We start from the raw sequence: 18,560 nt of genomic DNA, 5'->3' as shown, positions 1-18,560 counted from the left end.
TAAAAGCCACCGCCGAAACGGTGGTTTTTATTTAAACGGTTGGTGCGGCTTGAACCACACGTGTCACCGTCCATGCCTTCGTTTTGGAGATCGGGCGACCTTCCTGGATCTCGACCGTGTCACCGGCCTTGACTTGGTTGGTCTCGTCATGCGCGTGATACTTGTTCGAGCGCATGATGATCTTGCCATACAAAGGATGTTTTACGTGGCGCTCGATCAGAACGGTAACGGTCTTGTCCATCTTGTCCGAAACCACTTTACCGATCAGCGTGCGCTTGAGCGACTGTTTCACTGGTTCGTTCATTTGGCTTCCTTCAGATTCATTACCGTCTTCACACGCGCGATATCGCGGCGTACCTTCTTGAGCTGCGAAGTGTTGCTCAGCTGCTGCGTAGCGATTTGCATGCGCAGGCCGAACTGTGCCTTCAACAGGTCATTCAGCTCTTTTTGCAGAGCTGGCTGGTCCTTGCCGCGGAGTTCAGATGCTTTCATATACAACTCCAATTATTGGCCGACTTGGCGGATGACAAACGTCGTCGCCAGTGGCAGTTTAGCGGCGGCAAGACGGAATGCTTCCCGTGCCAGCGCTTCATCAACGCCATCCATTTCGTACAGTACTTTGCCTGGCTGAATTTCAGCGACGTAGTACTCAGGATTACCTTTACCGTTACCCATACGGACTTCAGCCGGTTTGTTCGAAATCGGTTTGTCCGGGAAAATACGGATCCAGATACGGCCACCGCGCTTGATGTGACGCGTCATTGCACGACGCGCCGCTTCAATTTGACGCGCAGTGATACGACCGCGCGCAACTGCCTTCAGACCGAATTCGCCAAACGACACGGCGGTGCCGCGGCTGTGCGAAATACCGGTATTACGGCCTTTCTGCTCTTTACGATACTTTCTGCGTGCTGGTTGCAGCATGATTATTCTCCTGCTTTCTCAGCTGGTGCTGCTGCGGCGGCCGGTTTAGCGGCGGTACGCACACGTGCACCTGGTGCTGTGGATGGTTTCGCACCGGCACCGGCTGGACGTGGACGGCCAGCTGGCTTGCCATCGTCACGGCGTGGGCCGCGGCTTTTCTTCTCGTCAGCTGGGGTATCGATGACTGGTGCATCGCCGTTAGGCGCGCGGTCACCTTTGTATACCCACACCTTGACACCGATGATGCCGTAGGTGGTCGACGCTTCGCTGGTACCGTAGTCGATATCGGCGCGCAGGGTATGCAGAGGCACGCGGCCTTCGCGGTACCACTCTTTACGCGCGATTTCGATACCGTTCAGACGGCCGGACGACATGATCTTGATACCGAGAGCACCCAGGCGCATTGCATTTTGCATTGCACGCTTCATGGCGCGGCGGAACATGATCCGTTTTTCCAGCTGCTGAGCGATCGAATCGGCGATCAGTTGCGAGTCGATTTCTGGCTTGCGAATTTCTTCGATGTTCACGTGAACAGGTACGCCCATGATCTTGGTCAGCGCGGACTTCAGTACTTCGATGTCTTCGCCTTTTTTACCAATGACCACGCCTGGACGCGAGCTGTAGATCGTGAAGCGCGCGTTCTTGGCTGGGCGCTCGATAACGATGCGGCCAACGGAAGCGTTCTTCAGTTTCTTTTTCAGGTAAGCACGTGCTTTCAAGTCTTCGTTCAGCATGGCAGCGAAATTACCGTTGCCTGCATACCAGCGCGAAGCCCAGTTACGGGTGACCGCCAGACGGAAACCGGTTGGATGAATTTTCTGACCCATCGTGGCTCCTTAGTTACCGACAGTCACGTAAACGTGACAGGATTGTTTCGAAATACGGTCGCCACGGCCTTTTGCACGCGCGGTGAAGCGCTTCAGGACCGGGCCCTTTTCGACGTAGATCGTTTTCACGAACAATTCGTCGATGTCCGCGCCATCATTGTGTTCCGCATTGGCGATTGCCGATTCCAGAACACGCTTGATGATCGCAGCACCTTTTTTCGGGCTGAATTGCAAGATGTTGAGTGCAGCGTCAACTTTCTTGCCACGGATCAGGTCAGCAACCAGGCGGCCCTTTTGGTCCGACAGGCGCACACCTTTGAGGATAGCTTTAGTTTCCATTATTTCTTAGCCTTTTTGTCAGCTGCATGGCCCTTGAACGTACGGGTCAGTGCGAATTCGCCGAGCTTGTGACCAACCATGTTTTCGGAAACATAAACCGGCACGTGCAGCTTGCCGTTATGAACCGCGATCGTCAGGCCGATGAAGTCAGGCATGATTGTCGAACGACGCGACCAGGTTTTGATTGGCTTTTTGTCTTTGGCTGCTTGCGCGGCTTCAACTTTTTTCACCAGGTGGGCGTCACAGAACGGCCCTTTTTTCAATGAACGTGTCATGTGCTACCCCTTATTTCTTGCCGCGGCGCGAGACGATCATGGAAGTCGTACGCTTGTTGCTGCGTGTTTTCTTACCCTTGGTCTGTTGGCCCCATGGCGAAACTGGATGACGACCAGCTGCTGTTTTACCTTCACCACCACCGTGCGGGTGATCGACCGGGTTCATGACCACACCGCGAACGGTAGGACGAACACCGCGCCAGCGCATCGCACCAGCTTTACCGATTTTACGCAGGCTGTGCTCGGCATTGCCGACTTCACCAACCGTTGCACGGCACTCGATGTGCACGCGACGTACTTCACCCGAGCGCAGACGCACTTGAGCGTAGGTACCTTCACGTGCCATCAGCACAACGCCAGCGCCGGCGGTACGTGCCATTTGGGCACCTTTACCTGGCAGCATTTCGACGCAATGCATCACGGTACCGACTGGGATGTTACGGATTGGCAAGCAGTTACCCGATTTGATCGGTGCTTCCGAACCGTTCATCACGCTGTCGCCAACGGCCATGCCTTTGGTTGCGATGATGTAGTGACGTTCGCCGTCGGCGTAGCACAGCAGAGCGATATTCGCGGTGCGGTTTGGATCGTATTCGATACGTTCCACTTTCGCTGGAATACCATCTTTGGTGCGCTTGAAGTCGATCAAGCGGTAGTGTTGCTTATGACCACCACCGATATGACGGGTGGTGATGTGACCGTTGTTGTTACGACCAGCGGTCTTGGATTTCTTTTCAACCAGGGCAGCGAATGGACGACCTTTGTACAGGTCGGCATTCACCACCTTCACCATGCCGCGACGGCCTGGCGAGGTTGGTTTCATCTTAACGAGTGCCATTATGCAGCCTCCTCGGAGAAGTTGATTTCCTGGCCAGGCTTCAGGCACACGAAAGCACGCTTGGTATGGTTACGACGACCGTTGAACTTGCCGGTGCGCTTTTGCTTACCTTCGCGGTTTGCAGTTTGCACGGACAGAACTTCAACCTTGAACAGCAGTTCGACCGCTGCCTTGATTTCAGGCTTGGTTGCATCCGGCAGTACGCGGAATACAATTTGCTCGTTCTTTTCCGCGACCATGGTGGCCTTTTCGGAAATCACGGGCGCCAACAGCACCTTCATCAAGCGTTCTTCGCTATGTTTCAAAATCGCGCTCATGCCAGCATCTCCTCAATCTTGGCCAATGCAGCTTTGGTGACCAGGATCTTCTTGTAGAACACCAGGGACATCGGGTCTGCGTGACGTGGCTCAACGACGAGTACGTTAGGCAGGTTGCGCGATGCCAGTTCCAGGTTTTCGTTCAGAACGTCGGTGATGATCAGAACCGAATCAAAGCCCAGGCCGTTCAATTTTTGCGACAGCAGCTTGGTTTTTGGCGCGTCGATCGTCAGATCGTCGATGACGATCAGGCGCTCTTCGCGGGCCAGCTGCGACAGGATCGAGCAGATACCTGCGCGATACATCTTTTTGTTCACTTTGTGGGTGAAGTTTTCGTCAGGCGAGTTCGGGAAAATCCGACCACCGCCGCGCCACAGTGGCGACGACGACATACCAGCACGAGCGCGGCCGGTACCTTTTTGGCGCCATGGCTTTTTCGTCGTGTGGTGAACTTCTTCACGGTCTTTTTGCTTGCGGTTACCACTACGTGCATTCGCTTGATAAGCGATGACGACTTGGTGGATCAGCGCTTCATTGTAGTCACGGCCGAAAATCGTATCGGCTGCAGCAACGTTCGAGGCGGCTTGACCTTGCGCATTCAGAAGCTTGAGTTCCATCGTTTAAGCTCCCTTCTTGGCTTTGGTTTTGATGGCTGGCGAGACAACTACCTGGCCATTTTTCGCACCTGGAATCGCGCCTTTGACCAGCAACAGCTGACGGTCGGCATCGATACGGGCGATCACGAGGTTCTGGATCGTACGGTTAACGTCACCCAGATGACCGGTCATGCGCTTACCAGGGAAAACGCGACCTGGATCTTGTGCCATACCGATGGAACCTGGAACGTTGTGCGAACGCGAGTTACCGTGCGTTGCACGGCCAGAAGCGAAGTGGTAACGTTTGATAACGCCTGCATAGCCTTTACCGATGGTAACGCCTTGCACGTCGATCTTTTGACCGACTTCGAACAGGGAAGCAGCGACAACATCGCCAGCTTTCAGTTCAGCGGCTTTGGCAGCGTCGACACGGAACTCTTTCAACAGAGTACCGGCTTCAACACCAGCTTTAGCGTGATGACCAGCAACAGCTTTGGTCACGCGGGAAGCGCGACGTTGACCGAATGCGACCTGAACAGCGGAGTAACCATCTGTTTCAGGGGTTTTGATTTGCGCAACACGGTTGTTCGATACGTCCAACACGGTGACAGGAATCGAATCCCCTTCATCCGTGAAAATGCGCATCATACCAACCTTGCGACCGAGAAGGCCTAGGCTCATTTTTTCTCCATTCCCACCTGCGATTGGGCGGGGCTTGTTTAACTACAAAGTAACGTAGGACTCAAAAAAGACGAATCCATACCGAAGCCGGCTAGTATATAGCACAAAAACCCTTGACGCAACAAGTTAACACGAGGTATGTCAAAGTGTTGCAAGACGCCCCTGCGGGAGTTGTCGGCGCGCCTGAAAAACGCTGCCGCAAGGCAATTTAACGGCCGCAAAGCACGGCGGCATGCGGCCTGCCGGACCGGGCGCCGCCGGCGGCAAGTCAGTGGCAGCCACGGAAACAACAAGGGCGCGTACACGGCGTACGCGCCCCTTGCCCTCCTCCATCCTGCCCTCCTGTATCAGGCCTGGCGCCCGACGGAGGGCGACTCAGCTCAGACCTTGCACTGCTCGATGCAATGCTGGTAGACCATCTCGCAAATCGGGCTCGAGGCCGAGCCTGGCATGCCGCCCGAGCACGTGTTGGCCCGGATGGCGCACTCCAGCGTGCAATCATTGCCAGCCATGGCATACGAGGCGCTGCAGCCGATGGCAAACAGGAATACCGCGATTTTCTTGTACATGCATGTCTCCAATTGTGTGTTTTTCAGGAATTAATGCGCACCCAGGCAAGCTGCCGGGAGCAGGTGCTTACTTCTGGCAATTGGCCAAGCAATGCTCGTACAGGTCCTCGCAGATGGGGCTGCCGCCGAGATGCGCGCGGCAATTGGCCACTTTCTGCCCGCACTCGCTATAGCACTGCGTGACATCGCCGGCGGCAACCGCATACGAGGCGCTCAGGCCCAGCGCAAACAGGAAAGCCATCGTCTTCTTGATCATATTTCGTCTCCGTTTATCAGATGGAAGAACAAGCAGGAAGACACGCCATCCTCGCATCGCCCCGGGCCGGCGCCGAGGCGCCCGCCATTACTTAAAAAGCAATGCCAATAGAATACCGTAAACAATACCAACCAACTACCAATTATTGTGCCACGTTCCTCCCGGCCAAATAAAAAGCCAGCCAGGACATATCACCGTCACGGCTGGCTGCAAATGCGGAGGCGCATGGCGCCCGGATGCCCCTATTCCTGCGGCGCTCCTTTGCCAATCTGATACCAGTCAACCTTGCGCGTCGCCACCATGATGGCGGCCAGGACGGCGAACAGCAGGATGCTGCCCATCACCAGCGCATTGTTTTCCGAGTTCAGCAATCCGTACAGGGCGCCATAGAGCATGGTCAGCGCCACGCCGAAGCCGATGCCGCGCCAGGCGTTGTGCAATACATGCGCCAGGTAAAAACTGGTCAGCGCGATACAGGCGGCGCTGGCGATCAGGTAAGCGGCAAGGAAAGCGATATGCTCGGCCAGGCCCACCAGCAGCAGGAAGAAGATCACCAGCGACAGGCCCACCAGCAGATATTGCACGGGATGGATCGGCAGACTCTTCAGTATCTCGAAGATGAAGAAGGCGGCAAACGTCAGCGCCACAAACAGCAAGCCATACTTGGTGGCCCGGTCCGACTGCGAATACACATTGATCGGCTCGATGAAGCCGACGCTGAAACGGTCCACCTGGCCCAGCGGTGCGCTGTCGGGCACCTTGAACTCGCCCTCGATCGTGCTCAGCTGCGTTTGCGCATTGCTGGCCAGCGACGAGATATTCCATTCGACCTGAAAGCCATCGGCATTGATCTGGCGGTGTTTCGGCGACGGCAGGAAGCGCCCGCCAAACTGCGGATGGGGCCAGTTCGACTTGATGCTGATCTGGCTGTTTTTCGCCACCGGCACGAAATGCTGGCGTTCGATGCCGTCCAGTCCCAGGTCAAAACTGAATTTCACCTGCTGCGCTTGCGCCAGCGGCATGGCGCCCAGGGGTGCATGCAGGCCGCTGCGGAAGGCAAACAGGTCGGTGCCCTGTTCGAATTCGATCTGGCGCCCGCCCCAGTCGATTTTCGGGATGTTGCGGATGCCGCGCACGTCCTCGATGGACAAGGCAACAAACGGCTCGCCCAGGGTCACGCGCGCATCCGGCGTCTTGCGCGGCAACTGCTCAAGACTGGGCACCGTGAAGTCGCCCTTGAACGCATGCTGGCCGCTGTACACCAGCACCTGGTGGATGCCACGGTAGCGGCGGTCGGTCTCGATGGTGCCTTCCTGCAGCAAGAGGTTCGGGTACACCAGCAAGCGGCGCTGCATGACGCGGCGCTGCACCTGCGTCTGCGCCGGTACGCTGCCTTTCTGCTCCTTGTCGACGGCGATCTCGACCCGCTCGTCATATTGCTCCACATACGGGATCACGAGGATGGGACCGATGATGGTTTGTTCGCGCACCGAATCGGCGGCGATGCTGTTGACGGCTTCCTGGCGGAATTCCATCCGCTCCTTGATCGTTTCCTGAATCATCAGCAAAGGCAGGCCGATCAGCAACATCAGGCCGAACACGATCAACGCTTTGACTAACAGAGTTTTTTGCATGGCGCATCCTTGAAGTAAGGTGGCCAGTGTAAAAAAGCTGTGTGCGCTGACGATGCAGTCTGTGTGAAGCGGGAGAATAAAGTGCGCTAGGCTAGTGGCAGACACAGGCGCGCACAGGCGCCGCCATCCGCATGATTGAGCACCTCGACCGTGCCGCCATGCAGCGACGCGACCTCGCGCACGAAGGGCAAGCCCAGGCCCGTGCTCTTGCCGGCGCTCGGGCGCGGCAGGGAATAGAAACGCTCGAAGACGCGTTCCAGCGCATACGCGGGGATGCCCGCGCCACGGTCGCGCACGGCAATTTCCACCTGGCTACCCTGGCGCCGCGCCGTCAGGTCGATGCAACTGCCCGGTGGCGCAAAGCCGGCCGCGTTGTCGAGCAAATTGCCCAGCGCCTGGCGCAGCAGCAAGGCGTCCCCGGCCACACTGCCCTCTTCCGCCTGCAACTGCAGGCGCACGCCGCGCGCCGCCAGGGTGGCGGCCGCGTCCTGCGCCACTTGCGCCAGCAGGGGCGCCAGCGCGATGCGCTCAGGGTTATCCAGGCGCTGCTGTTTTTCCACGCGCACGAGGGCCAGCAGCTTGTCGATCAGCTGCCGCTGGCGCGCATTCTGTTCCAGGATGCTGGCGAGAAACTGGCGGCGCTCGACCGGTGGCATGTCTTCCTGCAGCAGCTCGGCCGAGGCCTGGATGGCGGCGATCGGGCTTTTCAATTCGTGCGCCAGGGTGTGCATCAGCTGCTCCACGTATTCCTTGCCTTCCAGGCGCGTGCGCATCGCCTCGAGCGCCCGCCCCAAAGTGCCGATCTCGTTCTTTCCCAGCGCCGGCAGCGCCACCTTGCGCCCCGCTTCCACGTCGCCGATGTAATGCATCAGCTTGCCCAGCGCATGGTGCAGCCACCAGGCAAATGCCAGGCCGATCAGCAGCGACAGCAGCAACAGGATGGCGCCGCGCTGCAATATCTTGCGCTGGCTGCGCTCGACAAACGCTTGCACGCTGGCGTTCGGCTTGGCCACCGTCAGCACGCCGATCACCTCATTGCCGTCGCGAATCGGCGCGGCCACGTGCATCACCGTCGACATCTCGTCGTCGGGCCGGCTGCGCGTGCTGCGCGCGCCATACTTGCCCTGCAAGGTCAGGTACACGTCATTCCAGCGCGAATAGTCGCGCCCCACGTCGCTCCCGCTGGAATCGAACAGCACGATGCCGTGCCGGTCCGTAATATAGATGCGGTAATCGAGGGTGCGCTTGCGCACGCCATTGATATTCACGTCCACGCCATGGCGCGCGTAATCCTGCATGCGTTCGGCCACGGGCGACTGCGCCAGCGTGCCCGCCTTCAGGTCGGGCGCCACCAGGCTGGCCAGCAGCTGCGAAGTGTCGACCAGGGTGTCTTCCAGGGTCGAGCGCACGCCCGGCTTGACCTGCTCCATGAAGACATTCAGCAGGAACCACGCGGCCAGCCCGACGATCAGGAAGTAGCCGAGCAGGATGCGCAGGCCGATCTTCATGCGCCGGCCAGGCTGTAGCCGAGGCCACGGTGGGTCTGGATGGGGTCGACCTGCGCATCGACAGCGCGCAGCTTGGCGCGCAGCGATTTGACGTGCGCGTCGACGGTGCGCTCAAGCGTGTCGGGCGCCCCGCTCCACACGCGCTCCATCAGCTGCGCGCGCGACAGCACGTGGCCCGGATGCTCAAGCAAAGTTTTCAGCAACAAGTATTCATAGCGGGTCAGGTCCAGCGGCTGGCCGTGAAAGAGCACTTTCGCCTCCAGCGCGCGCAGCTCGAAGCGCGCCGGCGCGGCCGCGGCGGCAGGCGCGGCTATCGTCATGCCAGTCTCGCGGGGAGCTTGCGCAACACCGGCGCGGCGCAGGATGACGCGGATGCGCGCCACCAGTTCGCGCGGCGAAAACGGCTTCGTGACGTAATCGTCGGCGCCGATTTCCAGGCCGACGATGCGGTCGATCTCGTCGCTGCGGGCCGTCAGGAAGATCACCGGCACCTCGGAAAACTGGCGCAGCCGGCGGCACACTTCCAGCCCGCTCATGTCGGGCAAGCCCACGTCGAGCACCACGAGAACGGGCATCTGCGCGGCTTCGCCTGGCGTTGGGCGCAACGCGGCCAGGGCGTGCTCGCCCAGCATCACATGGCGCGGCGTAAAGCCGTCCGTGCGCAAGGCATAGGCGATGCTGTCGGCAATCGCCTGTTCATCTTCCACGATCAGGACAGTCTTGGACATGGCGGCGGCACGCATTAATGGACAAGCCCGGAGTATCCCTGAAGCACGCAAGCGGCGTCAATCGCGTGCGCTGGCAAAAAGCCGCCCATCCCAAAAAACTTATAGTATATTTATTACGGCATGACTCCACCGATACACCGTGTTTGACACCCGTCCGAGGAGACTATGAAGACCCATACCATCAGCCTGCTATGCGCCGTCAGCCTGCTGGCCGCCTGCGCGGCGCCAGCGACGCTCACCACCTCCAATGAACAGCACGACGCCTGCAACGCGGCCGAACTCAAGGGCCAGTTTGGCGAAGCGGAACTGGCTTGCGTACAGGCGCTGCGCAGCGCCGAGCAAGCCGGGGCCAGCGCGGATGTCCTCTCGCAGCGCCAGTACAACCTGGGCCGCATCAAGCGTTTGCAGGGCAAGAATGCGGAAGCGGAGCAGTTGTACCGGCAAGCGCTGGCCACGGAAGAAGCGGCGCAGCCGCGCAGCGACGCGCGCGTCGGCCGGCGCATGGTGGAACTGGCGTCGGCCCTGGCAGCGCAAGGCAAATGGCAGGAAGGCACAGGCTATCTGGAACGCGTGCTGCCGCTGCTGCCGAAGCTGTCGCCCGCCTCGCGCACGTATTCGGCGGAAGTGCTGCGCCAGTACGCGAAGCAGCTGCAAGGCGGTCCGCAGGCGGCACTGGGCGCGCGCTTTGAAGCCGTCGCGGCCAGCCTGCAATAAGAGACTTCCGGTGCCCGGCCTAGGGCTGGGCGACGTGGATGCTGGCCTTGATGTGCTTGAGGTGGGCCACGATGGTGAACGTCATCACCACCAGCAGCGACCACGAGCTCCATTTGCTGACATGCACGACCGACCAGGCGCCAAGCTGGTTCGGATAGCGCCATACGCCCCAGAAGGTGCTGATGTTTTCAGCCAGCCAGATGAAGAAGCCGACCAGCACGAAACCGAGCAGCAAGGGCATGCTGCGGTCGCGGTCGAGCGGACGGAACACCACGCTGGTGCGCGCGTACAGGCCCAGCGCGCAGGCGGCCAGGTACCAGCGATAGTCGCCGATGTAGTGGTGAGTAAAGAAGTTGGCGTAAATCAGCAGCGCGATCAGCACCGCCATCCAGTATGGCGGATGGTGGCGGATCCGCATGTCGAGCAGGCGCCAGGTCTGGATGATGTAGCTGCCGACGGCCGCATACATGAAGCCGGAAAACAGGGGCACGCCAAACACCTTGGTGTAGGCGAAGTCGGGATAGCTCCACGACTGGATCGTCCCCGACACCTTGAACACCTCCAGCGCGAAGCCGACCGCATGAAACAGGCAGATGGCTTTCAATTCATCCCACGTTTCCAGCCCGCTCCACAGCATCGCGCCCTGGATCGCCAGCGCCACCAGCAGCAGCACGTCATAGCGCGGCAGGCCGAACAGGCCGGCGCGCGGCACCAGGAACACGGCAGCGAAAAACAGCCCCACGAACAGGCACGACCTCGCCTCCTTGATGCCGAAATACAAAAATTCGGTCAGGAAACGCGGCCAGCCGCGCAGGCGCTCACGGGGAGCTGCATTTAACAGGTGGGTATCGAGGGCATTAAGCATGCGGCAACTTTATCGTCCAGCCGCGGCACTGTAAAGCGATTTTGCAGAGATGCGCTGGCACCAATAGCAATGGGGCCGGGCGCACTCACGATCGTGAGCAGGCCCGGCCCCATCATCAGGCAGCGGGACACCCCGCCGGCCTGCTTAAAAACAATTATTGCAGTTTGATTTCGACATCAACACCAGCTGGCAGGTCCAGCTTCATCAGCGCGTCAACGGTTTTGTCCGTTGGGTCAACGATGTCCATCAGGCGTTGGTGCGTACGGATCTCGAACTGATCGCGCGAAGTTTTGTTGACGTGCGGGGAACGCAGCACGTCGAAACGCTGAATACGGGTAGGCAGTGGTACTGGGCCTTTGACGACAGCGCCGGTGCGCTTCGCGGTTTCAACGATTTCCAGAGCGGACTGGTCGATCAGTTTGTAATCGAAAGCCTTCAGGCGGATACGGATTTTTTGGTTTGGTGCCGACATGATATTTCCTTAAAAGAACGAACCGCGCGGTCTGCACGGCAATGAGGTCATACGGGAATTTCTGACGCAACAACCGTCAGGGTCGACATGATAGCACCAAAATGCTTGCCAACCCCGGCAGTTGAATAAAAAGAAGGGCGCCGGGCGACGACGCGTCTTCTTTTATGCAGGCTTAAGAATTAAGCCAGGATTTTTGCAACAACACCAGCGCCGACGGTACGGCCGCCTTCACGGATAGCGAAGCGCAGACCTTCTTCCATCGCGATCGGGTTGATCAGCTTGACGGTGATCGACACGTTATCGCCTGGCATGACCATTTCTTTGTCTGCTGGCAACTCGATCGAACCAGTGACGTCCGTCGTGCGGAAGTAGAACTGTGGACGATAGTTGTTGAAGAATGGCGTATGACGGCCGCCTTCGTCTTTCGACAGAACATAGATCTCGCCGGTGAAGTGTGCATGCGGCTTGATCGAGCCTGGCTTGGCCAGAACTTGACCACGTTGCACGTCTTCACGCTTGGTGCCGCGCAGCAGCAGACCAACGTTGTCGCCTGCTTGACCTTGGTCCAGCAGTTTGCGGAACATTTCCACGCCGGTGCAAGTCGTTTTGACGGTATCGGTGATACCAACGATTTCGATCTCTTCGCCGACTTTAACAATGCCGCGCTCGATACGACCGGTCACAACGGTACCGCGACCCGAGATCGAGAACACGTCTTCCACTGGCATCAGGAAAGCACCGTCAACAGCGCGCTCTGGCGTTGGGATGTAAGCATCCAGCGCATCGGCCAGACGCAGAACCGCGTCAACGCCCATTTCGCCTTCTTTGCCTTCCAGCGCCATACGTGCCGAACCTTTGATGATAGGCAGGTCGTCGCCTGGGAATTCGTACTTCGACAACAGCTCGCGCACTTCCATTTCAACCAGTTCCAGCAGCTCTGCGTCGTCGACCAGGTCGCACTTGTTCAGGAACACGATGATGTATGGAACGCCAACTTGGCGGGCCAGCAGGATGTGTTCGCGGGTCTGTGGCATTGGGCCGTCAGCTGCGGAGCACACCAGGATCGCGCCGTCCATCTGGGCAGCACCGGTAATCATGTTTTTGATGTAATCGGCGTGGCCTGGGCAGTCAACGTGCGCGTAGTGACGCGTTTCCGTTTCGTACTCGACGTGGGCGGTGTTGATCGTGATACCGCGCGCTTTTTCTTCTGGTGCTGCATCGATCTGGTCGTATGCTTTAGCTTCGCCGCCGAATTTCTTCGACAGAACCGTTGCGATTGCAGCGGTCAGCGTGGTTTTACCGTGGTCGACGTGGCCGATGGTGCCGACGTTGACGTGCGGCTTGGTCCGTTCGAATTTACCTTTTGCCATTTTATTCTTCCTTAGAACAATGATTTAAATGTAGGGACCGGCATTCTCGTGAAAGCCGGCCCGGAACTTCTATTACTTAGCTTTCGAGCTTACGATTGCTTCAGTCACATGCTTAGGTGCTTCAGCATAGTGCTTGAATTCCATCGTGTAAGTCGCACGACCTTGGGTCGACGAACGCAACGACGTAGCGTAACCGAACATTTCCGACAGAGGCACTTCGGCCTTGATGATCTTGCCGCCACCGCCAGCAATTTCATCCATACCTTGCACCATGCCGCGACGCGACGACAGATCGCCCATCACGGTACCGGCGTAGTCTTCCGGCGTTTCCACTTCCACGGCCATCATTGGCTCCAGGATGACTGGCGATGCTTTGCGGCAGCCATCTTTGAATGCCATCGAAGCGGCCATGCGGAATGCATTTTCGTTCGAGTCAACATCATGGTACGAACCGAAGAACAGCGTGACTTTCACGTCAACGACTGGGTAACCAGCCATCACGCCCGAAGTCAGCGTGTCGCGCACACCTTTTTCAACTGCAGGGATGTATTCGCGAGGAACGGTACCGCCCTTGATCGCGTCAACGAATTCGAAGCCCTTGCCCGGTTCTTGCGGTTCGATCTTCAGAACCACGTGACCGTATTGACCACGACCACCCGATTGCTTGACGAATTTGCCTTCCGACTCTTCGCACACTTTACGGATCGTTTCGCGGTAAGCCACTTGTGGCTTGCCGACGGTCGCTTCAACGTTGAATTCGCGCTTCATGCGGTCAACGATGATGTCCAGATGCAACTCGCCCATACCGGCGATGATGGTCTGGCCCGATTCTTCATCGGTACGCACGCGGAACGATGGATCTTCTGCAGCCAGGCGGTTCAGCGCCAGGCCCATTTTTTCCTGGTCGGCCTTGGTTTTTGGCTCGACTGCCTGCGAAATCACTGGCTCAGGGAAGACCATGCGCTCCAGAACGACGCTGGCTTTCTCGTCGCAAAGCGTATCGCCAGTGGTGGTGTCTTTCAGACCCACAACGGCGGCGATGTCGCCAGCGCGCATTTCCTTGATTTCTTCGCGTTCGTTCGCTTGCATCTGCACGATACGGCCGATACGCTCTTTCTTCTGCTTCACGGAGTTCAACACCGAGTCGCCCGAATTCAGGGTACCCGAGTAGCAACGGATGAAGCACAACTGACCAACGAACGGATCGGTTGCGATCTTGAACGCCAATGCCGAGAATTTCTCATTGTCGTCAGCGGCGCGCTCGACTGGCTGCTCGTCCTCGTCCAGACCTGGGACAGGTGGAATGTCGATTGGCGATGGCAGGTACTCGATGACCGCGTCCAACATGGCTTGTACGCCCTTGTTTTTAAAGGCGGTACCGCACAGCATTGGAACGATTTCGCTGGCGATGGTACGCTGACGCAGGGCAGCCTTGATCTCTTCTTCCGAGAGGTCGCCTTCTTCCAGGTACTTGTTCATCAGGTCTTCCGACGCTTCAGCAGCGGCTTCAACCATGTTCTCGCGCCACTTGGCAGCATCAGCGGCCAGGTGTGCAGGAATGTCGCCGTATTCAAACTTCATGCCTTGCGACGCGTCGTCCCAGATAACCGCTTTCATCTTGACCAGATCGATAACACCGGTGAAGACATCTTCAGCGCCGATAGGCATCTGAATAGGTACTGGGTTGGCTTTCAGACGCGAACGCATCTGATCGTAGACCTTGAAGAAGTTGGCGCCGGTACGGTCCATCTTGTTCACGAAGGCCAGACGTGGCACTTTGTACTTGTTAGCCTGACGCCATACCGTTTCCGATTGTGGCTGCACGCCGCCGACTGCACAGTAAACCATGCAGGCGCCATCCAACACGCGCATCGAACGTTCTACTTCAATGGTGAAGTCAACGTGGCCTGGGGTGTCGATGATGTTGATGTGGTGAGCTGGGAAGTTGTTAGCCATGCCTTTCCAGAAGCACGTAACAGCAGCCGAGGTAATCGTGATACCGCGCTCTTGCTCTTGTGCCATCCAGTCGGTGGTGGCAGCGCCATCATGGACTTCGCCCAGCTTGTGGTTCACGCCTGTGTAGAACAGGACGCGCTCGGTCGTGGTCGTCTTACCTGCATCGATGTGAGCGGAGATACCGATATTACGATAGCGCTCAATGGGGGTCTTGCGGGCCATAATTAATCCTAAATGAATGGACAAAACCGAGCAGCATTTTTTTGCAAAAATGAGCCCGGCCTCGAACAACAGATGCTTGACAGCCGCCTTGCGGTAGCTGGCTTTATATTAGAAGCGGAAATGCGAGAACGCTTTGTTCGCTTCAGCCATACGATGGACTTCGTCGCGTTTTTTCATCGCGCCGCCGCGGCTTTCAGCCGCTTCCATCAGCTCACCGCCGAGGCGTTGTGGCATCGATTTTTCGCTGCGCTTGTTAGCAGCTTCACGCAACCAACGCATGGACAGAGCCATACGACGGACTGGGCGAACTTCGACCGGCACCTGGTAGTTTGCACCACCGACGCGACGGGATTTCACCTCAACCAACGGCTTGGCGTTGTTGATTGCGGTAGCAAAAACTTCGAGTGGATCTTTACCCGATTTTGCTGCGATGTGCTCGAAAGCACCGTAGATGATGTTTTCTGCAACCGATTTCTTACCGGACAGCATCAGCACGTTTACAAATTTAGCGACATCAGTGTTGCCGAATTTTGGATCTGGCAAAATTTCGCGCTTGGGTACTTCACGACGACGTGGCATATCAATTCCTTTCAATCTTCAGTTGAGCGCGCGTTCTTCGCACACTCGCGGACGACCATCATAGTCTTCCACTTACTCGACCAGATGCGGTCGACTACATTCACTTAGCTAGTTGCCACTGAGCGAAACTTGGGTTTGCTGCGTACAACTTATTACTTCTTGCCAGCTTTAGCGCGCTTGGTACCGTACTTCGAACGCGATTGCTTACGGTCTTTAACGCCTTGGGTATCCAGGGCACCGCGAACCATGTGGTAACGCACACCCGGCAAATCCTTGACGCGACCGCCGCGCAACAGCACAACACTATGCTCTTGCAGGTTATGGCCTTCACCGCCAATGTACGAAATGACTTCGAAACCATTGGTCAGACGAACTTTAGCGACTTTACGCAGAGCCGAGTTAGGCTTCTTTGGAGTCGTGGTGTAAACACGTGTGCAGACGCCACGTTTTTGCGGGCTGTTTTCCAGCGCCGGCGATTTGCTCTTCACGGTCAAAGCGACGCGTGGATTGCGAATCAATTGATTGATGGTTGGCATCGTTATAAATCCAACAAAAAACTACGATTAATAACCCGGGCAAGATGCCCGGCGACTAAAACCTCGTCCCGCTTTCATCTACTGCACACCGGAGGCGCCCGCAGCCACTCGATAAGGAGCGGCCATGAAATGCCAAGCAATACGTAAACGATGAGCAGAATAAAATCGAGAACTCGCTAGTTTAGACCTTGTGTTACAGGGGGTCAATCTGTTTACCGCTTTTTGCTATAAAAAAAGGCAAAAAAACGGCACTTTTGTAGCATTTTGACTAATCTTTGGCCGCAGCGCGCAGACGCCGCCGCCTCGCGGCGCTTGACGATTTGACATTCTTTCTCTGCCACCAAGCATCTGGCGCGCACATTCTTGTATGACCGCAAGACAACAAAAGGATTGATAATAGCGGACATTTTTCGCTGCCCTCCCTTATGCGCTCCTTGCTTCGCCCTGACTATCTGTTCCTGCTCCTGACGTATGCCTTGCTGACGGCCGTACCCTTCATCCCCGCGCTGCTGGGACGTGCGCTCGAGCATCCCTGGCAGATGCTCACGTTCGAGCTGCTGGCCTGGCTGGCCGTCTGGAGCGTGTTCAAGCGTCCCGCGTATTTCCACTGGCTGCTGGTGCCCGCCTTCCTGGCCCTGCCGACGGAAATCTACCTGTTCATCTTCTATGGCCAGGGTATTTCCACGCACCACCTGGGCATCATCTTTGAAACCAGCCCCAAGGAAGCGATGGAATTCCTCGGACAAAAAGTGTGGCTGATGGGCGCCGTCATGCTGGGCGTGATCGCCTGGTGCGCGCTGAGCTGGTATGCGGCCACGCGCACGCGCGACCTGGACTGGCGCGGCAAGACGCGCCCGGCCGCCTTCGTGCTGCTGCTCCTGCTGGGCGGCTTCTGGGCCTATGGCCATGAATTCGGTTTCGAGGCCAAGGTCCTGCACAGCGCCACCGCACCGGCCAAGGCCAGCGGGCCGGCGGCCAGCGGCAAGGCGGGCGCCTCCGGCTTCGGCGACGCCAGCTCGGCCGACGATGAAACGGCCGAGGAAGACGAGGAAAGCAGCAAGCCGGAGAACGCCAGCATCGCCGGCGCCGACGAAACGGGCCTGGGCTGGCCCAGCCTGCCCCACTGGGCGCGCCTGCCCTACGCCTTCGACACCGTCAGCAATTCCTGGCCTTTCGGCCTGGCCGCGCGCGGCTTCGATTTCTACAAAGAACGCCGGTACCTGGCCGAGCTGGGACAGAAAAGCAGCAGCTTCCGTTTCGGCGCGCACCAGCAACAGCCCGATCCCCACCCGGAAGTGGTGGTCATGGTGATCGGCGAATCGTCGCGCTACGACCGCTGGAGCCTGAACGGCTATGAACGCGACACCAATCCCCTGCTGAAACAGGAAAGCAACCTGGTGCCGCTGGCCGACGTCATCACGGCCGTTTCCGCCACGCGCCTGTCCGTGCCCGTCATCATCTCGCGCAAGCCGGCCACGCAAAGCCTCAAGGATGGTTTTTCAGAGAAATCCTTCCTCACCGCCTACAAGGAAGCGGGTTTCAAGACTTACTGGCTGTCGAACCAGATTTCGTTCGGCCAGTTCGACACGCCCGTGTCCGTCTTTGCCAAGGAAGCGGACGTGGTGCAATTCCTGAACCTGGGCGGCTTCACCAACAATTCGAACTTCGACCAGATCCTGTTCGACCCATTCAAGAACGCGCTGGCCGACCCGGCGCCGAAAAAACTCATCGTGCTGCACACCCTGGGCAGCCACTGGAACTACAGCCAGCGCTATCCGAAGGCGTTCGACAAGTGGCAGCCGTCGCTGTTCGGCGTCGACAAGCCCGTCTACACGGACACGGCCATCAAGCCGCAGCTCAACAACAGCTACGACAGCTCCATCCTGTACACGGACTGGTTCCTGTCGAACGTGATCGGCATGCTGAAGGACGACGGCCAGCGCACCGCCCTGCGCAGCTCGCTTGTCTACGTGGCCGATCACGGCCAGACCCTGTACGACGGCACTTGCCGCCTGGCCTTCCACGGCCACAACACGCAGTTCGAATTCCACGTGCCCGCCTTCGTCTGGTATTCGCCGCAATTCCAGCAGCACTATCCGGACAAGGTGACGCAGCTGCGGCGCCATCAGAAGGCGCGCCTGTCGACGGAAAACATGTTCCATACGCTGCTCGACCTGGGCGACATCCGCTTTGCCGGCGAACAGCCCGAATGGAGCATCGCCAGCCCCCGCTTCAAGCAGCACAAGCGCTACGTCGACAGCTATGGCTGGACCAACTACGACAACGCCATCATCCGCGGCGATTGCCGCGAAGTGATCGACAAGAGCACGCCGGAAAAGCAGGAAAAGTAAGCG

At 58.1% G+C, this 18,560-nt stretch carries 23 protein-coding genes; 2 read left to right on the top strand and 21 right to left on the bottom strand.

What is annotated here, in order from left to right; genetic code table 11:
* Nucleotides 1-31: 31 nt before the first annotated feature.
* From rpsQ to creB, 15 genes are all read right to left on the bottom strand, one after another.
* A complete protein-coding gene (gene rpsQ / locus HWE17_RS02305; protein WP_010394415.1) occupies nucleotides 32-304 on the bottom strand; it encodes a 30S ribosomal protein S17 in 273 nt (90 codons plus the stop codon).
* Nucleotides 301-492 (bottom strand): 50S ribosomal protein L29, encoded by a 192-nt coding sequence (gene rpmC / locus HWE17_RS02300; protein WP_010394412.1) that lies wholly within the window; start codon nucleotides 490-492, stop codon nucleotides 301-303. The genes rpsQ and rpmC overlap by 4 nt, the downstream gene beginning before the upstream one ends.
* Nucleotides 493-504: 12 nt before the next feature.
* Nucleotides 505-924, bottom strand: a complete 420-nt coding sequence (gene rplP, locus HWE17_RS02295) for a 50S ribosomal protein L16 (protein WP_034753201.1) — start codon at nucleotides 922-924, stop codon at nucleotides 505-507.
* Between the two features lie 2 nt (nucleotides 925-926).
* Entirely contained in the window at nucleotides 927-1,751 is an 825-nt protein-coding gene (gene rpsC / locus HWE17_RS02290; RefSeq protein ID WP_034753199.1) for a 30S ribosomal protein S3, read from the bottom strand.
* Between the two features lie 9 nt (nucleotides 1,752-1,760).
* Nucleotides 1,761-2,093 carry a 50S ribosomal protein L22 gene (rplV, locus tag HWE17_RS02285; protein WP_170840583.1) on the bottom strand — a complete coding sequence of 111 codons (333 nt, stop codon included), beginning with the start codon at nucleotides 2,091-2,093 and terminating at the stop codon, nucleotides 1,761-1,763.
* A complete protein-coding gene (gene rpsS / locus HWE17_RS02280) occupies nucleotides 2,090-2,365 on the bottom strand; it encodes a 30S ribosomal protein S19 (protein ID WP_008444295.1) in 276 nt (91 codons plus the stop codon). The genes rplV and rpsS overlap by 4 nt, the downstream gene beginning before the upstream one ends.
* A 10-nt stretch (nucleotides 2,366-2,375) precedes the next feature.
* Nucleotides 2,376-3,203 carry a 50S ribosomal protein L2 gene (rplB, locus tag HWE17_RS02275; RefSeq protein WP_034753198.1) on the bottom strand — a complete coding sequence of 276 codons (828 nt, stop codon included), beginning with the start codon at nucleotides 3,201-3,203 and terminating at the stop codon, nucleotides 2,376-2,378.
* Nucleotides 3,203-3,520, bottom strand: coding sequence for a 50S ribosomal protein L23 (gene rplW, locus HWE17_RS02270; protein ID WP_010394398.1), 318 nt, complete (start codon nucleotides 3,518-3,520; stop codon nucleotides 3,203-3,205). The genes rplB and rplW overlap by 1 nt, the downstream gene beginning before the upstream one ends.
* Nucleotides 3,517-4,137 (bottom strand): 50S ribosomal protein L4, encoded by a 621-nt coding sequence (rplD, locus tag HWE17_RS02265; protein ID WP_034753197.1) that lies wholly within the window; start codon nucleotides 4,135-4,137, stop codon nucleotides 3,517-3,519. Before rplD ends, rplW begins: the two co-directional genes overlap by 4 nt.
* Before the next feature lie 3 nt (nucleotides 4,138-4,140).
* A complete protein-coding gene (gene rplC / locus HWE17_RS02260) occupies nucleotides 4,141-4,797 on the bottom strand; it encodes a 50S ribosomal protein L3 (protein ID WP_010394393.1) in 657 nt (218 codons plus the stop codon).
* Nucleotides 4,798-5,177: 380 nt separating this feature from the next.
* Nucleotides 5,178-5,366: a hypothetical protein gene (locus tag HWE17_RS02255; protein WP_035824017.1), complete on the bottom strand. Its 189-nt coding sequence runs from the start codon at nucleotides 5,364-5,366 to the stop codon at nucleotides 5,178-5,180.
* Between the two features lie 67 nt (nucleotides 5,367-5,433).
* Complete coding sequence (locus HWE17_RS02250) at nucleotides 5,434-5,622, bottom strand: hypothetical protein (protein ID WP_176387683.1); 189 nt, start codon at nucleotides 5,620-5,622, stop codon at nucleotides 5,434-5,436.
* A gap of 242 nt (nucleotides 5,623-5,864) precedes the next feature.
* Nucleotides 5,865-7,256 carry a cell envelope integrity protein CreD gene (gene creD, locus HWE17_RS02245; protein ID WP_176387682.1) on the bottom strand — a complete coding sequence of 464 codons (1,392 nt, stop codon included), beginning with the start codon at nucleotides 7,254-7,256 and terminating at the stop codon, nucleotides 5,865-5,867.
* Between the two features lie 86 nt (nucleotides 7,257-7,342).
* Complete coding sequence (gene creC / locus HWE17_RS02240; protein WP_176387681.1) at nucleotides 7,343-8,764, bottom strand: two-component system sensor histidine kinase CreC; 1,422 nt, start codon at nucleotides 8,762-8,764, stop codon at nucleotides 7,343-7,345.
* Nucleotides 8,761-9,492, bottom strand: a complete 732-nt coding sequence (gene creB / locus HWE17_RS02235) for a two-component system response regulator CreB (RefSeq protein ID WP_176387680.1) — start codon at nucleotides 9,490-9,492, stop codon at nucleotides 8,761-8,763. Before creB ends, creC begins: the two co-directional genes overlap by 4 nt.
* 165 nt (nucleotides 9,493-9,657) lie before the next feature.
* Between creB and HWE17_RS02230 the strand changes: the two genes are divergently transcribed.
* On the top strand, nucleotides 9,658-10,206 hold the full coding sequence (locus HWE17_RS02230) for a tetratricopeptide repeat protein (RefSeq protein ID WP_051959312.1): 549 nt from the start codon (nucleotides 9,658-9,660) through the stop codon (nucleotides 10,204-10,206).
* A 19-nt stretch (nucleotides 10,207-10,225) separates the two neighbouring features.
* On the opposite strand, the gene HWE17_RS02225 is transcribed toward HWE17_RS02230, so the two are convergent.
* The 6 genes from HWE17_RS02225 to rpsL form a co-directional block, all read right to left on the bottom strand.
* Nucleotides 10,226-11,071, bottom strand: a complete 846-nt coding sequence (locus tag HWE17_RS02225; protein WP_176387679.1) for a DUF817 domain-containing protein — start codon at nucleotides 11,069-11,071, stop codon at nucleotides 10,226-10,228.
* 154 nt (nucleotides 11,072-11,225) lie between these two features.
* On the bottom strand, nucleotides 11,226-11,543 hold the full coding sequence (gene rpsJ, locus HWE17_RS02220) for a 30S ribosomal protein S10 (RefSeq protein WP_010394389.1): 318 nt from the start codon (nucleotides 11,541-11,543) through the stop codon (nucleotides 11,226-11,228).
* Nucleotides 11,544-11,722: 179 nt separating this feature from the next.
* The gene (gene tuf, locus HWE17_RS02215; protein ID WP_034753125.1) at nucleotides 11,723-12,913 is read right to left on the bottom strand and encodes an elongation factor Tu; all 1,191 of its coding nucleotides are present in this window, start codon (nucleotides 12,911-12,913) and stop codon (nucleotides 11,723-11,725) included.
* 72 nt (nucleotides 12,914-12,985) lie between these two features.
* Nucleotides 12,986-15,091, bottom strand: coding sequence for an elongation factor G (gene fusA / locus HWE17_RS02210; protein WP_034753184.1), 2,106 nt, complete (start codon nucleotides 15,089-15,091; stop codon nucleotides 12,986-12,988).
* Nucleotides 15,092-15,199: 108 nt separating this feature from the next.
* Nucleotides 15,200-15,670, bottom strand: coding sequence for a 30S ribosomal protein S7 (rpsG, locus tag HWE17_RS02205; RefSeq protein ID WP_010394377.1), 471 nt, complete (start codon nucleotides 15,668-15,670; stop codon nucleotides 15,200-15,202).
* 152 nt (nucleotides 15,671-15,822) lie between these two features.
* The gene (rpsL, locus tag HWE17_RS02200; RefSeq protein WP_010394376.1) at nucleotides 15,823-16,206 is read right to left on the bottom strand and encodes a 30S ribosomal protein S12; all 384 of its coding nucleotides are present in this window, start codon (nucleotides 16,204-16,206) and stop codon (nucleotides 15,823-15,825) included.
* A gap of 425 nt (nucleotides 16,207-16,631) precedes the next feature.
* Here rpsL and HWE17_RS02195 point away from each other — a divergent pair, with 425 nt between their 5' ends.
* Complete coding sequence (locus HWE17_RS02195; protein WP_176387678.1) at nucleotides 16,632-18,557, top strand: phosphoethanolamine transferase; 1,926 nt, start codon at nucleotides 16,632-16,634, stop codon at nucleotides 18,555-18,557.
* The last annotated feature ends 3 nt before the right edge of the window (nucleotides 18,558-18,560 follow it).

Source organism: Janthinobacterium sp. BJB401 (genome assembly GCF_013372745.1).
GTDB classification, from domain to species: Bacteria; Pseudomonadota; Gammaproteobacteria; order Burkholderiales; family Burkholderiaceae_D; genus Janthinobacterium; species Janthinobacterium rivuli.
This window is presented reverse-complemented; position numbering and strand designations above follow the sequence as displayed.

Bases quoted from the DNA above. Each gene is read 5' to 3' on its own strand.
- rplP (WP_034753201.1), bottom strand. From the start codon at position 924: ATGCTGCAACCAGCACGCAGAAAGTATCGTAAAGAGCAGAAAGGCCGT.
- rplD (WP_034753197.1), bottom strand. From the start codon at position 4,137: ATGGAACTCAAGCTTCTGAATGCGCAAGGTCAAGCCGCCTCGAACGTT.
- HWE17_RS02195 (WP_176387678.1), top strand. From the start codon at position 16,632: ATGCGCTCCTTGCTTCGCCCTGACTATCTGTTCCTGCTCCTGACGTAT.
- HWE17_RS02230 (WP_051959312.1), top strand. From the start codon at position 9,658: ATGAAGACCCATACCATCAGCCTGCTATGCGCCGTCAGCCTGCTGGCC.
- creC (WP_176387681.1), bottom strand. From the start codon at position 8,764: ATGAAGATCGGCCTGCGCATCCTGCTCGGCTACTTCCTGATCGTCGGG.
- HWE17_RS02225 (WP_176387679.1), bottom strand. From the start codon at position 11,071: ATGCTTAATGCCCTCGATACCCACCTGTTAAATGCAGCTCCCCGTGAG.
- rpsG (WP_010394377.1), bottom strand. From the start codon at position 15,670: ATGCCACGTCGTCGTGAAGTACCCAAGCGCGAAATTTTGCCAGATCCA.
- rplC (WP_010394393.1), bottom strand. From the start codon at position 4,797: ATGAGCCTAGGCCTTCTCGGTCGCAAGGTTGGTATGATGCGCATTTTC.
- creD (WP_176387682.1), bottom strand. From the start codon at position 7,256: ATGCAAAAAACTCTGTTAGTCAAAGCGTTGATCGTGTTCGGCCTGATG.
- fusA (WP_034753184.1), bottom strand. From the start codon at position 15,091: ATGGCCCGCAAGACCCCCATTGAGCGCTATCGTAATATCGGTATCTCC.
- HWE17_RS02250 (WP_176387683.1), bottom strand. From the start codon at position 5,622: ATGATCAAGAAGACGATGGCTTTCCTGTTTGCGCTGGGCCTGAGCGCC.
- HWE17_RS02255 (WP_035824017.1), bottom strand. From the start codon at position 5,366: ATGTACAAGAAAATCGCGGTATTCCTGTTTGCCATCGGCTGCAGCGCC.
- rpsS (WP_008444295.1), bottom strand. From the start codon at position 2,365: ATGACACGTTCATTGAAAAAAGGGCCGTTCTGTGACGCCCACCTGGTG.
- rpsQ (WP_010394415.1), bottom strand. From the start codon at position 304: ATGAACGAACCAGTGAAACAGTCGCTCAAGCGCACGCTGATCGGTAAA.
- rpmC (WP_010394412.1), bottom strand. From the start codon at position 492: ATGAAAGCATCTGAACTCCGCGGCAAGGACCAGCCAGCTCTGCAAAAA.
- tuf (WP_034753125.1), bottom strand. From the start codon at position 12,913: ATGGCAAAAGGTAAATTCGAACGGACCAAGCCGCACGTCAACGTCGGC.
- creB (WP_176387680.1), bottom strand. From the start codon at position 9,492: ATGTCCAAGACTGTCCTGATCGTGGAAGATGAACAGGCGATTGCCGAC.
- rpsJ (WP_010394389.1), bottom strand. From the start codon at position 11,543: ATGTCGGCACCAAACCAAAAAATCCGTATCCGCCTGAAGGCTTTCGAT.
- rplW (WP_010394398.1), bottom strand. From the start codon at position 3,520: ATGAGCGCGATTTTGAAACATAGCGAAGAACGCTTGATGAAGGTGCTG.
- rplB (WP_034753198.1), bottom strand. From the start codon at position 3,203: ATGGCACTCGTTAAGATGAAACCAACCTCGCCAGGCCGTCGCGGCATG.
- rpsL (WP_010394376.1), bottom strand. From the start codon at position 16,206: ATGCCAACCATCAATCAATTGATTCGCAATCCACGCGTCGCTTTGACC.
- rpsC (WP_034753199.1), bottom strand. From the start codon at position 1,751: ATGGGTCAGAAAATTCATCCAACCGGTTTCCGTCTGGCGGTCACCCGT.